Raw genomic sequence first — 13175 nt, forward strand, 5'->3', positions numbered from 1 at the left:
CCATGCCCCGAACAACGAAGGACCGGACGAGAACAACATGACCAAGGACGTCATCGCCCTCACCCAGCGCATGCCCGACCCGTCGGCGATGCTCGCGGGACTGCTCTCCGGAGGCCCCGACAAGCTGGTGGACACGGCGGGCGAAGGCGCGGTCGTACGGCTCTGCGACGCCGAGGGGCGCCCCCTCGTCTCCGTGGAAGCACCGCTGCTCGTGCAGGTCGCGGGCGAGGCCGAGCGGCTGCTCGGAGCCACCCCGCCGCCGCTTCCGTACTGGTGGACAGAGGCCCGCGCCACCACCGGTGTGGAAGAAGCCGAGCGGCTCGCGGGCACCTTCGCGGCCCGGCTGGCCGCTTTGGCCGACGGCTCGGCCTGGCCGCCTGAAGCCGCGCAGTCCCTGGCCGTGGTGGAAACCGACGGTATGAGCGTTGCGCCCACACCCGCCGCCGCACAGCCCGCGGTCGACGTCCTCACCGACAAGGTCGCCGTCGTCATCCAGGACCGCCCGGTTATCGCCATGACCGCCTGGCTCCAGGACGCTGTCCAGACCGCCGCCGGTGACGGACTGGGCCTCCAGATCGTCACCCCAGCAGGAACCACGCTCTCCCCGGCCGTACGCGCCAGCCTGAGCAACTGGCCGTCCCGCTGGGTCGTGCGCGACGAGCGGGACGGCTACTACGACGGACAGTCCGGAGCCGTCCTGCGCTGGCAGGACGGCATGTTCCAACCGGTGGCGGCAGCCGACGCGACCGCCGATGACCCCCGCACCCCGGTAGCTGCCTCGTACCAGGAGGTCACGGACACCGGTGAGCAGCAGCTGGCCGTCACCTTCCGCACGGTCCACCCCGCGGACGAACGTCTGGTCCTCGGCGGTGCGCTGGAGTCGATATGGCGCGAACTCACCGGTGAGCCCCCGGCGGGGTGGGGAACCGCGGAGCCCGCCAACCTCCCCTGGTCGCCGCGCCAGATGACCGACCTCGCCTACGAGCGGGCGCCCGAGCCGACCTGGTTCGTGGTGGTCGGCAGCCCTGACCGGCCGGGCCTGGCCACGGTGCGCGTCAGCCGTACGAAGGCGGGCGTGGAGGAGTACGTCACGCTGATGTTCGGCTACGGCCCCGACGAGGAGCCGCCGGTGGACTCCCTTCCGAGGGCCGCGGAGGTGCTCGCCACCCGCCACCGCCTCCTGTCGATGCTCGTCCAGATCCGCAAGGCCCGCCGGGACTTGGCGGTGCCGCCCCGCTTCGAGGGGCCCGGTGTCCCGCTGGCCTTTGTGCTCGGCGCGGAGGAGGTGCGCCAGATGCCCGGCGACCGTGCCCGGAAGACGCCACTGGCCCAGCCGCCTGTCCCCCTCGGTCCGAAGACCCGCCCTGCGATGTACTACCCACTGCCTGGGGACCCGTTGGATCTGTCGGGCTGGCAGGACTTCGAACGCCTGATGCGGCATCTGAAAGGCGAGTGAGGGCACCTGGCACAGGGGGGAACGTGCGCGTGGACCTCCCTGCCAAGCACCTCGCGGGCATTGGCAAGTGGGTGGGCTCCTGGCTGTTTTGAGCCGTTGTCAGACCTTGGGCATAGCATCGGGATTGCGGATTGCACCAATGACTTCGCAATTGATAGGCATGACCGTACAAACGATCGTCAAGTCTGGCGGGGGGAGCCTGATGAAGTTCGACATGGGGGCGCAGACGCTCTCGACCCTGAGGTCGAAGTCGCAGGGGTCGAGCACGGAACTGGGAACGTTGATCCACCAACTCGTGCAAGCAGCACAGCCGTTGGAGGGCAAGTTCAACGGGTCGGGCAAGGTGGCGTTCGACTCGTTCAAGTCGCGCGCGGACGAGATCACGGCATCGTTGAACAGTGCGCTGGCCGCGATTGTGGGCGGACAGTCGGGCATGGAGACGGCGTTCGGCTCGGGCGACCAGGAGCAGGCCGACAATGCCCGGTCGCAGATGTCGGCGGCGAACTTCGACGCGGCCCGCTTCTCGGGCCGCTGACGGCCTTCTTGCGGCTCAAGTACTCAGATCTTCAGGGGGAGTGATTGTGGTGGCTGCTGGCATGGACCGTCGTTCGTACGACTCGGGTGCGTCGGCGGAGGCGCAGGGGAACATCCAGGCGGTGATCGCGCGCCTGGAGCAGGTGATCGCGGCGCGTGATGCGCAGGTGAAGGCGGCGATGTCGGATTTCGCCGCGGATGGTGTCGCGGAGGAGTACCACGGCAAGGAAATGCGCTGGAACAGTGCCTCGCAGGAGGTCAGGAGCATCATCCAGCTGCTGAAGACGACGCTGGAGAAGAACGACGGGACCGCGCACCAGACGCTCGCACGCGCGAAGGCCGCGGTCGACAACATCGGCTGAGCTGGCGCCTCAGCGCATCGACAGATAAGGCAATCCTTCGGAGTGCGCGGACGGGTTGCCGGCCACGGGGGCGTCGCCGCGCGGGTCGCGGCGGCGGTGCAAGAAGTGTGTACGCAGGGGGGCGTTCATGGCGTCATGGGACATCCAGCCGCAGGGAGTGCAGGGCCAGTTGAAGGTCGTCGGCACGCATGCCGAAGACCTGGGGAAGGTCCTCAGCACACTGCTCTCTGACATCCAGGAGGCGGCTCAGGCAGCGGGTACGGCCGTGCCGGGCACGCAGGCCCGAACACCGCTGTCGCCCGGACCGTGGGCGCCGACGAACAAGCCGTTGGGACCGGCGGCCACCTCCCTGTTCACTCAGACGGCGACGGGGCCGGTCGCCGCGGCGCTGGCCGAGTACGTGACGAAACGCAAGCCGCGCATGACGGCGATGGCCGATCGCTGCCAGGCCGCCGTTCTGGGGGCTGCCAAAGCCACCAATGAATACGTCCAGGGCGATCTGGAGGCGGCCAAGAACGCCCAGAACGCCGCCCACGGGGTGCGGCTGGACGCTCTCAAGGACTTCGGGGGGAAGAAGTGAGCGGCGGACCGGTCGACCCGGCCGATGTACCGGTCTTCACCGGCGATCTGGACGTTCTGGAAGCCAAGACGAAGGCGCTCTCCCTTGGCGGCTCCAAGGTCCAAACCGCTGGCTCGGACGTCCACAAGTCCTTCGGCGGACTGGCCGCCTTCTACAAGGCACCCGAGGCGGAGCAGCTGTTCGGCGTCACCAAACCGGTGGAGCGCACGGCGCACGACCTGAGCGATGACATGCACGCCATCGCCGGGGCTCTGAGCACCTACGCCCGTGAGATCAGGCCACTGATCCACCGGCTGGAGCAGCTCAAGCAGGAAGCCGCCGATTTCCGCGACAACGAGGCCGCCGAAGACGACTGGAGCGAAGACGGCGACCTGACCGACGAGAACCTGGGCCGCCGCAACAAGATCGCCGAGGTCTGGGCAGCGTTCCAGGAAGCCGAACGCGACTGCCACGCCAAGATCGTCGCGCTGGTACCAGGAGGCAAGGCACTCCACACGATCGACGCCTCCCACAAGAAGGGATACGGCTACGACGCCGAAGCCCTCAAGGCATCCAAGAGCCTGCCCTGGGGCGACACGGTCGAGGAATCCGTTCCCTGGTGGCACGTGGGAGAGCACCTCTGGGACTTCGGCAAGGGCTTCATCGTCGACGGCGTGGGGGGCACCATCGACGGCATCTACACCCTCTTCGGCGGGCACGGCGGGGACGCCGCCGGCGAGGCGTGGGCCGGTCTGGCCAAGCTCTCCACCGCAGTGGCGATCACCACCACGCCCGGTTTGAACGTCGCCTACTGGATGGCGCCGGGGAAGATGCTCCCCTCCTGGCTACGGGACTCGCGTACCGCAGTGGTGGATACCGGCAAGGCCCTTGTGGCCTGGGACCAGTGGGAATCGAACGGCTCCCGAGCCGCCGGCGCGGTCACCTTCAACATCGTGACCGCCCTCTTCACCCGCGGTGGCGGTGCCGCCGTGCAGGGCGCGGGCAAGGCAGGCGCGCTGGCCAAGGGCCTGTCCGTCGTCAGCAAGGTGGGCAGCGCCGTCGACCCGATGACCTACGTCATCAAGGGCGCAGGCGCGGGCCTGTCGAAGGTCGGCGACGTGCTGGCCCACCTCAAGGGCCTCGGCCACGTCGAGACCCCGAAGATCTCCGAGGGCGCCTACAGCCTGCCTGAAGGCGCCGTCGAGATGCCGGACGGCACGATCCAGCTGCCCAAGGACGCCGCCATCCCGGAAGGGGCAACCAAACTCCCGGGCGGCAGAATCGAGCTGCCCAAGGACACGGTCACCTTCCCACCGGGGACGGTGAAAGATCCGGTCACCGGCAAGTACATGGACCCTAGAACCGACATCTACAACGAGGACGGCAGCCTCTTCCAACGCGCCGAGGACGCCCACCAGGAGAAGCCCGCCCAACCCACCACGGGCGCGGACAACCCACGAATCGAGACCCCGGCTCACCAGGAGCAGCGGGTCCTGGCCAGCGTCGGCGGACGAGGCGACGACTTCACACGCGTCGGCTCGGACATCCCCGACCCGGCCCGCACCGGCGACAACCCGGGCCACGGCAACACCGGGCCGGACGACACCACCCCTACGGGGCGCGCCGGCGACCACGGGGCTCCGGGAGGTAACGCGGGCAACCACATGGCGACGAACAACCTGGGCAACGGGACAGGTGGCACCGGCCACACAGGCGACAACCATCCCGCGGGCGGCGCAGGCCACACGGACACCCCGTCCACGGGCGGCGGTCACGACGTACCGGGCGGCTCCACGACCGACAGTGTCATGTCGGGCAGCTCCTCCACGGACAACGGTGTCCCGGGCGGTGGCCACCCGGCTACCCCTTCGCCGGACGCAGCCAACCCAGGCGGCGTGGACGACGCGACGCGCGCGGCCCATCACGCGGAGTACGAAGCTGCCCGTGAGAAGCCGGCCAAGGAGCGGACGCCCGCAGAACGGACGGCCATCACGCGTGAGCATGTGCGTCTGGCGAACGAGGATCCAGCCTGGCGAGCGGAGCACTACGACAAGTGGGGGCCCGGCTATCGCAACAGTGCCGAGGAAATGGTGGACGGACAGCTCCTGCCGAAGCTCGTAGAGAAGCCGAACGGCGGCTGGATGGCCGCCGACGAACTGCCTTCCGCGGACCCGGAGAAGTTCCACCTCGACGACCTCGTACGGGGCCGGGACACCGTCAGCCCGCAAGGCCACCTCGATCACCTCGACGACGTTTCAGCCAAGCGCACAGCAGGCATGGACCTGACCAACGCCGAGAATGCCTACAAGAACAACCCGACCGATGAGACCGCGAAGGCTCTCGCCAACGCGCAGGAGCACTTCGACAAGACAGTCGGCGAGGGCGTCTCCAACAACACCAAACTCGGCGAGGCCCTCGGCGAGGAGGCCGCACGCCGACACATGCTCCTACAGAAGGAGTTCGCGGGGGCCCACGAGATCACCGACCTTCCCGAGACGCCCAACGGTTCAAAGAGGTTCGACCAGCTCTGGCGTGACAAGGACGGCAGCCTCATCATCGTCGAGGCGAAGGGACCGAACGCGCGACTGGACTGGCGCCGGGGCAATGGTGCGCTCGACAGGGGCACCATGGTGAAACAGGGAACCATCGAGTATGTCCGCACAATCTGTGCCGATATGGAGCAGCGCGCCCTTCTGTCGCCGAAAGACGCCCAGTACGCCAGGGAGATTAGAGAGGCCATCGAGAACAAGAGCCTGCGCTACGTTCTCGTCCAGGCCACCGAGAACACTGGTCAGTATGCTGGTGCTGAGCTCAAGCACTTCAAAATCTTCTAAGGAGAAACGCGTTGGTCTCGAGCATCCCCCGCCACCCCTTTCCCACAGGGAACGCGGAAGACGGCCTCGCTGTGCTCCAGGAGAACGCGCAGAAACTGGTCGACGGTCTGGAAGCGGGCACCACCAATCTGGGTGATGCCCTGGGCACCACGCTCACCCTGGCCGAGGCACACTGCCTGATGGACCCGCGGGCCGCGATCTTCCCCACGTGGGATGCCTGGGTGAATGCGATGCAGGTCGGCTCCGCCCTGTTCGCCGCTGCAACCACAACCGAAGAGCAGGTGCAGTGCCGCATCGCGCACAAGGACCGCACGCTCCAGGCCACCGGTCCGGAGTGGTACGTGCACCCGGGATCCTGGCTCAGTGCCTTCTACCTGGCGGTGGTGTGCAGGGAGAAGGACAGGATTACGTCCCTGTGCCGGGTGCCGCTGTCCGTGCTGCGAGAGAACGGCTCGCGTTTCGGCGAGTACGACTACGCTTGGATCGACACTCTCCAGACCTATTGGCTCGGAGGTCAGGACCTCGTCCCGAAGCTAGTGACTGCGGTCGACGCCACCGCCCCGGAAGCCGTCGACGACCCTGAGACGGTGGGCAAGCTGCTGTACCCCCCGATGGAGATGTTCCACCGCTTCGTCCGCAAGGACCGAGACGGATTCAACCGGGCGCTGGCCAACGCCCTCCAGTGGCACAAGGAGTACTGGAGCGAGGAGGAGCGAGCCTTCCAGATCTCGGGCCTCGTCGCCCTCGCCCCTCTCGCCATGGCCTGCATCGCCCACGACGCGGGCATCCCCATCGAGGTCGAGTCCGAATATCTGCCCGCCGTCCTCATCAAGCGCAACTGGTGCGGCGAGTTCCCCACGTGAGACACCTGGAACAGATGGCAACGCGCATTCCGCGCCAGGACTATCAGAAGGACACGATGGCGGCGGTGGTTCCCATCATGGAGGAGTCACCATCGGAATCGCTGGAGAGGATCGAGACCTCACACAGCTCCAGGTCGGATGCCGCCATGGAGTCACTGAACGTCACACTCGTCCGCTCTGTGGGGGACCCCGGTGCCGTCATGCTGGAGACGTGGGAGTCCTGACCGCTGGCCATGCAGGTGCATTCCGCCGTCTTCGCCGCCGCCGATCCCGACCGGGAGGCGATCACCTGCAAGACCGCCAGGAGGAGCGCCACCTCGCCACCACCGGGACGCAGACCCACCTCAACGCAGACACCTGGCTCGACGCCTTCTACCTCGCGGTCATCTGCCGTGAAGCAGCCCGCCTCGACATGCTGGCCCGGATCCCAGTGTCCCTGCTGCGCGACCTCGGCGGCGCCCTGGACGAGTACACCTACACCTGGGTGGAGACCCTCCAGAGCTTCTGGCTCCACCGGGACGACCTGCGCACGCACCTGGTGCGCGCCGTGGACCTGAGCGCTCCCGAACAGGCCCGCGTCGTCGACGCGGAGGAGATGGGCAATCTGCGGTACCCGCCGATCATGATGCTCTACCGCTACCAGCGCAACGACGCCGCCGGCTTCAACGGCGCCCTGGCCGACGCCGTCCGCTGGCACAAGGAGTACTGGACCGCAGTCGAGGACCGCACCCACAACATCCTGAGCGTCGTAGCCCTCGCCCCGCTGGCGATCGCCTGCCTGGCCAAGGCCAACGGCCTCCCGATCGAGGTCGAGACCGACTACCTCCCCGAGGCCCTCCTCGACTTCGCCTGGCGCGGCGAGTTCGACGCCTAACACCGCCTAGCCTGCCGGATTACCCAGCATGTCCGGTTCCTCCCTGAGGGCGTCGCACAGCCCGTCCTCTAAATGCCGGTGCCCGGCTCTCCCTCCTGGGCGCCTCGGTACCGAGCCGAGGGAGGAACAGCCTTCCGGGCTGCGGCAACGACCTCATACGGGCCTGCACCAAGGGTGCTCCTGGCTCTTGGCCCTCCCGCTAACCTTGCACACACAGCCGTCTTCGGGATTCGAACCCGAGACCTACGCATTACGAGACCGAAAGGGATCATGTTGTCCGATGCCTCGTGGTGCCACCTCGTGACGTTTTCGCTGATCAGAACGGGTGCACCAGGTTGGGGCGTGCCGCCCCGTGCTATACCGTCCAAAGGCATCTGTCCACCGGCTGTCCACCGGCGCACCTCGCCGCTCACCACGTAGTAATCACCTTCCCGCATGCTGGGACCACGGAACGTTGTCCGGTTCACCCAGACTCCCGCGCTTGTCGGGACCCGACGCGGAGCAGATACCGGGAATGCGCGCGGGAACCAGTGCAACCCCGGATGTCTCCGCAAGGCGGAGACACGCCGTGGGACGGCCGTACGGAGGCCGCCAAGAAAGCGTCCGCTCCGTGCCAGCGGAGACGCTTCGTATAACGGCAGCCGAGCGGATACCGTCACTCTGATCCCGATGTGATGATCTTGGTGTGGCTGGTGCGATGACGGTGTCGGAGCCGTCCTGGACAGCCCCGCTCTCCGGGCAGAGCCCACGTGCCTTCGGGAAGCTGGAGACGGAGTGAGGGGCAGGGTGCGGACGTGGTCCGCAGCGGACGGCCCTGGAGCCTTCCGCTAGAGAACCAGGCACTGCTGGTCGCGGGTACTGGCGAACGAACCTGACCATGCGGCAGTTCGCGCCGCTGTTCCGGTCTGGATGCGGCTGCGTCCCGGTGATATCTGTTGAGATCGCCAAGCGCAGCAAGGGGGATGGTGTGACGAGCCAGCATGACGGTCAGCCGGGGGGCAAAGAGCGGCGGGCACTGACAGTGCTGCCGCCTAGGCTCAGCATGCCGAGGATGGCGACGCCGAAGCAGACGGTCACTCTCCTGTACGACCCCGGCGAATTTGAGGAGTTCGTGAAGGAATGGGTGCCGACGCAGGGGGCGAAGTACGACCTCATTGAGCGGCAAGGTGGCGCGGGGGACCATGGCATCGACGTGGCAGGCTTCCTGACGCAGGCGAAGCTGGAGGGGGAATGGCACAACTACCAGTGCAAGCAGTACAAACGGGATCTGTCCTGGACCACTGCGGCCCAGGAGATGCGGAAGATGTTCGTGGCCGCCGCGGCCGGTCATTTCACCATCCCCAGCCGCTACGTCTTCGTTGCTCTCACATTCGCTGCCAGCCTGAAGCGCCTCATCTCGAAGCCGTCCGAGTGCCGGGCAAAGTTCCTGGAGGAACTGTCCACGACCAGGGACAAGCTCGTGACCAAGCTCGATGATGACGAGCGCCGCAAGGTGGAGGAGCTGGCGGAAGGCACCGACTTCGGCATGTTCTCGTGCATCGACCTTGATCAGGTGCTCGAAGAGCACATGACCACGCCGCACTGGCTCGCGCGTTTCCCGCACGTTCCGCCGGCGAACGGGCCGATCAAGCTGACTCCTCCCGAGCGGCCCCGGCACGACGAGGCACGGTACGTGCAGCGCCTCGTCGATGTCTATCGTGAGCGGTTTCCCGACAAGATCAACACCCTGGAGCAGGTCGAGGACGTGGCCGAGGCCAAGGGGCACCTCCTGCGACAGCGGGTGGCTTTCTTCGCCGCCGAGTCCGTGCGCGTGTTCGCGCGGGACTCGACCACGCCGGAATACTTTGACCAGGTCAAAGAAGATGTCTACACAATTGTCGTGGAGGAGTCGGAGCGGTCTCACCCCAACGGCTGGGAACGCCACGCAGCCGTCATGATCTGCGCGGGAACCGTGGAAGTAACCGAGACGATCCTCAAGCCCTACGTGGGGCCGCAGGTCCGCAAGGGGGTATGCCACCACCTGGCGAACGACAACCACCTTATCTGGTGTCGGGAGGGAGAACAGTGACCCCGCTCAACAGCTCACTCGAGGTGGGCGTGCGCGCTCTTGTCCTCCTGGCCGAGAGCCACCCCCAGCCCCTCGACCTCACCCAGCTCGCCGCGCTGGACTACCTCGTACTCCACAGCGGCGAGTTCGACGGCCCGCACAGCCTCCACCCTGACCTGCCGGCCCAGGAAGGCGAACTCGGCAGGAAGCGAGAACTCCTCGAACAAGGTCTTCTCGTGCTGATCCGGGCCGGGCTGGCCGACCTCGTCAGCAGCGACGACGGCCTCATGTACGCGGCCACGGAAAACGGCCCCACCTTCATCGAAGTGCTGGAAGCCCCCTACGTCGCATCTCTGCGCGAACGCGCCGAGTGGGCCCTCCACCACTGCGCCTCCCCGGCGCACGCCCGCAGCGTGACCCACCAGATCATCAACCGCGCCGCAACAGGCTCCGCATCCGAAGGGGCTGGCCATGGCTGACCTGCGTCTGACACACCTCACCTACGCCTCCTCGACCAAGCCGCTCGCCACAGTGGACTTCGCCCCGTCCCTCACTGTCGTCTACGGCGCCTCGGACACCGGCAAATCGTTCGTCGCGGAGTCCATCGAGTACATGCTCGGCGGCAGCAAGCTCGACCCCGTCTCCGAAGCCGAGGGATACAGCCAGATCCTCCTCGGCCTCAAACTCGACGACGGGACCCCGCTCACCCTGCTGCGTGTCCCGGACAGCAACACCATCCACGTGTACTGGGCCGACCTGCGGGAACAGGTGACCCGCCCCTCCGACTTCGACGTCAAGGCCCAGCACACCGCGCGCAGTAAGAACAGCCTCTCCCAGTTCCTCCTCGGCAGCCTCGGATGGGATGACCTGCGCATCCGCACGAACGATGTAGGCGGCACCCGCGAGCTGCGCCTGAGCGACCTGGTGCACCTCTCGGTCGTTCCCGAGAACCGCATGGTCGACAAACGCTCCCCAGTCCTGCACTCCTCCTCCGCCAACGGGAAAACCGCGGCGGCCTCCGTCATGCGGCTGCTGCTTACCGGAGAAGGCGACGCCGAGGTCACCACCGGCATGAACGCCGGCCAGCGCCGCGTCAACAAAGGGCAGGTCAGCCTCCTCGACCGGATCATCGTCGACCTGCAGAACAAGCTCAGCACCTCCGAGAATATCCAGGAACTCCGTGACCGGCACCGGCGCCTGCAAACAACCATCGACGGCTACTCCCGCGCAGTCGAGACCATCACCCAACAGCACCTGAACTCCGTGGCCGAAAGCATGTCGGTCACGGAGGAGCTGGCCGGGATAGAAGCGCGCCTGGCCGAGGTCGGCGACCTCATGTCCCGGTTCACCCTGCTGGAAAAGCAGTACCGCTCCGACATCGACCGGCTCGTCATGGTCACCGAGGCCGGCAACCTCCTGGGGTTCTTCAAGGTCGGCACCTGCGTCTTCTGCGGCGCCGAACCCGAACACCAGCACCCCGACCACAGCGAACGCGAGACGACTCAGCTACATCTCGCAGTGGAAACCGAGATGGCCAAGACCGCCTCCCTCCTCGATGACCTTCGGCCGACCATGCGCGACCTGCTCAGTCAGCTCGAAGAACTCAGCAGCCGCAGGGAGGAGCTGAAGGCATCCGCTGCTCGCCTCGACGCGGACATCTCCGTCACCCGGGGACGGCTCGCCCCGCTGCGCGAGGACATGGACCAGCATCTTGAGGTCCGCTCGGCCATCGAACGTGACCTGGACCTTCACCAGCGCATCGAGGAACTGGAAGAACGCCGGTCGCAGCTGGACGGTGAAGCCGCAACGCCCACCCACCGGCCCACCGACTACATTCCGAACGGGGTACTCTCCGCCTTTGACCGGGTCCTCCAGGACACGCTGGAGGCATGGAAGGTGCCCTCCGTCGAGTACGCGGAGTACGACCAGTACCAGATGGAGATCAGGGCAGGTAACCGACTGCGGGCCTCTCGGGGCAAGGGCGTCCGCTCCGTGCTGCACTCCGCATTCACCACAGCCCTCGCCCACTACTGCCGTGAGCACGACCGGCCGCACCCCGGGCTCGTCGTCCTCGACTCGCCCGTCGTCACCTACCGCGGCCCCCACAGTGACCCCCAGGGCGACGCCCCAGGTGACGACGTACCGATGACATCGACCGTCGTCGATCACTTCTACCGGAACATGCTCACCTTCCCAGGACAGGTGATCATCTTCGAGAACGGCGACCCGCCCCACGACGTCATCGCCCAAGCCCGCACCCACCGGTTCGGCCTGCAAGAAGGCGACCGTGCCGGCTTCTTCCCTTCAAGGCGGGAGAGGCGGTCAGGTCCGTGAGCGGCTGAGGCCACGTGTTGATGACGGAGACGCTGCCGGAGCCGGAGTTGGTGACGTAGGCGCGCTGGAGGGTGTAGGTGAAGCCGCCGGGGACGGTCGCGTTGCCGCCCGGCGTGGTGACCTGGACGGTGCCGGTGCCCGCCGGTGCGGTGCGGTGCCGGTCAGCGAAGTCCCCGCGCCGTTGACCACGATGCTGGTGCCCGGCACACCGTTGAACGTGACGCTCGCCCTGGTCAGGTTCGTCCCGGTCAGCGTGAAGGCCATGCCACCGGAAGGGGCCCCGAAGGTGGGCGAGAGAGCGGTGACAGTGGGCGCGCCGGCGTAGGTGTAGTACCAGCTCTTGCTGGCGCCGCCCGCTGTGATGACGCTGACGGCGACGGCGCCGGCTGTGTCTCCGGCGGGCCGTGGTAGTGCCCATCTCGCGGTCGTTGACGACGGTGGGGACGACCGTGTGGGTGCCGAAGCGCACGGCGGTGGCAGTGGACAAGTCCGTGCCGGTGAGGGTGACGGCGGCTCCACCCGCGAGCGGGCCGGAGGCCGGGCTCACACCACACAGGGGGGTGGCCCGAAGTAGATGAATGCAGCCGTGGTGGGTCCCCTGACCGCGAATGGTGGCTCCCGTCCGGGTTGCACTTGCAGCGGCAGCGGAGAGAAGAGAGGTCGAACTTCCCTCTTTCGAAGGACTATATGCGAATCAGATCACCCACCTCTAGCAAGCCTGCGGATATTTCCCTTACCTGAACGCCCTACCTATGATCGAACTTGACCGCCTATGCTCAATCTGCTCCGCCTATCGGACGTTCTGCGCGTCAACTTACCTATAGGCGGGGGGGGCAGTAAGCCCACTTTCAGAAGTTTCACGCCAGTGGTAGTGCGGGCGGCTGCTCGCTACGTTGCAGGCAGGACAGCAAGAAGGGCTCCGAGGCGACGGCAGCCGGACTCGAAGCCCTTACGCGTCCGCTCCACCCAATTCCTGAAGGAGGACTTCGAGTTGATCGCACGCGTGCACCAGAACTGGATCAGTCAGCGCCTGGTGTCTTTCGGCAATAGCATTCCACCCTGCAGCCTCAGTCAATCAGCGATCATGAGCATTCGTGCAATCACGGTGCGGTGGGCTTCCGTTCTGACGACCGCTCTGATCCTTGTTGCGGTCTTCCAGAGTGACCTACTGAAGGCCGGCGTGATCCTGTCTCTGACGCCAATGGTGTTGGCAGATCGCTCCGTTCTCACCTTCCTGCGGGTCTGGAGGCGATAGCCCCTCCGCAAAGGCCGCGGCACGGTTCCATGAGCCCCTGCCCGGCTGCCCCGTCCT

At 66.7% G+C, this 13175-nt stretch carries 12 protein-coding genes and 2 pseudogenes; 12 read left to right on the plus strand and 2 right to left on the minus strand.

The window, feature by feature from the left end:
• Positions 1-37 precede the first annotated feature (37 nt).
• From CP981_RS06505 to CP981_RS06555, 11 genes and pseudogenes are all read left to right on the plus strand, one after another.
• Positions 38-1456, plus strand: coding sequence for a DUF6177 family protein (locus CP981_RS06505; protein WP_085926507.1), 1419 nt, complete (start codon positions 38-40; stop codon positions 1454-1456).
• 202 nt (positions 1457-1658) lie between these two features.
• Positions 1659-1991 carry a hypothetical protein gene (locus CP981_RS06510; protein ID WP_085926545.1) on the plus strand — a complete coding sequence of 111 codons (333 nt, stop codon included), beginning with the start codon at positions 1659-1661 and terminating at the stop codon, positions 1989-1991.
• A gap of 49 nt (positions 1992-2040) precedes the next feature.
• On the plus strand, positions 2041-2352 hold the full coding sequence (locus CP981_RS06515; RefSeq protein WP_042160618.1) for a pore-forming ESAT-6 family protein: 312 nt from the start codon (positions 2041-2043) through the stop codon (positions 2350-2352).
• A 127-nt stretch (positions 2353-2479) separates the two neighbouring features.
• The gene (locus tag CP981_RS06520) at positions 2480-2932 is read left to right on the plus strand and encodes a DUF6507 family protein (RefSeq protein WP_085926506.1); all 453 of its coding nucleotides are present in this window, start codon (positions 2480-2482) and stop codon (positions 2930-2932) included.
• The gene (locus CP981_RS06525) at positions 2929-5745 is read left to right on the plus strand and encodes a hypothetical protein (protein ID WP_085926505.1); all 2817 of its coding nucleotides are present in this window, start codon (positions 2929-2931) and stop codon (positions 5743-5745) included. The genes CP981_RS06520 and CP981_RS06525 overlap by 4 nt, the downstream gene beginning before the upstream one ends.
• 11 nt (positions 5746-5756) lie before the next feature.
• Positions 5757-6608 (plus strand): immunity 49 family protein, encoded by an 852-nt coding sequence (locus tag CP981_RS06530; RefSeq protein ID WP_244329581.1) that lies wholly within the window; start codon positions 5757-5759, stop codon positions 6606-6608.
• A gap of 211 nt (positions 6609-6819) precedes the next feature.
• Complete coding sequence (locus CP981_RS06535; protein WP_244329582.1) at positions 6820-7482, plus strand: immunity 49 family protein; 663 nt, start codon at positions 6820-6822, stop codon at positions 7480-7482.
• Positions 7483-8179: 697 nt separating this feature from the next.
• A pseudogene (locus CP981_RS06540) lies at positions 8180-8383 on the plus strand (transposase family protein); the annotation flags it as partial.
• Positions 8360-9550, plus strand: coding sequence for an ABC-three component system protein (locus CP981_RS06545; RefSeq protein ID WP_244330013.1), 1191 nt, complete (start codon positions 8360-8362; stop codon positions 9548-9550). The pseudogene CP981_RS06540 and the gene CP981_RS06545, both read left to right, overlap by 24 nt.
• Positions 9551-9579: 29 nt before the next feature.
• The gene (locus tag CP981_RS06550) at positions 9580-10008 is read left to right on the plus strand and encodes an ABC-three component system middle component 2 (RefSeq protein ID WP_244329583.1); all 429 of its coding nucleotides are present in this window, start codon (positions 9580-9582) and stop codon (positions 10006-10008) included.
• On the plus strand, positions 10001-11863 hold the full coding sequence (locus tag CP981_RS06555) for a hypothetical protein (protein WP_085926502.1): 1863 nt from the start codon (positions 10001-10003) through the stop codon (positions 11861-11863). The genes CP981_RS06550 and CP981_RS06555 overlap by 8 nt, the downstream gene beginning before the upstream one ends.
• On the opposite strand, the gene CP981_RS39485 is transcribed toward CP981_RS06555, so the two are convergent.
• Together CP981_RS39485 and CP981_RS39490 are read right to left on the minus strand one after the other, a co-directional pair.
• Positions 11852-12343, minus strand: a complete 492-nt coding sequence (locus tag CP981_RS39485; protein WP_425282207.1) for an IPT/TIG domain-containing protein — start codon at positions 12341-12343, stop codon at positions 11852-11854. The genes CP981_RS06555 and CP981_RS39485 overlap by 12 nt on opposite strands.
• A pseudogene (locus CP981_RS39490) lies at positions 12279-12410 on the minus strand (IPT/TIG domain-containing protein); the annotation flags it as partial. The pseudogene CP981_RS39490 and the gene CP981_RS39485, both read right to left, overlap by 65 nt.
• Positions 12411-12854: 444 nt before the next feature.
• Here CP981_RS39490 and CP981_RS06570 point away from each other — a divergent pair.
• A complete protein-coding gene (locus CP981_RS06570; RefSeq protein WP_143658975.1) occupies positions 12855-13118 on the plus strand; it encodes a hypothetical protein in 264 nt (87 codons plus the stop codon).
• The last annotated feature ends 57 nt before the right edge of the window (positions 13119-13175 follow it).

Source organism: Streptomyces platensis (assembly GCF_008704855.1).
Taxonomy (GTDB): Bacteria; Actinomycetota; Actinomycetes; order Streptomycetales; family Streptomycetaceae; genus Streptomyces; species Streptomyces platensis.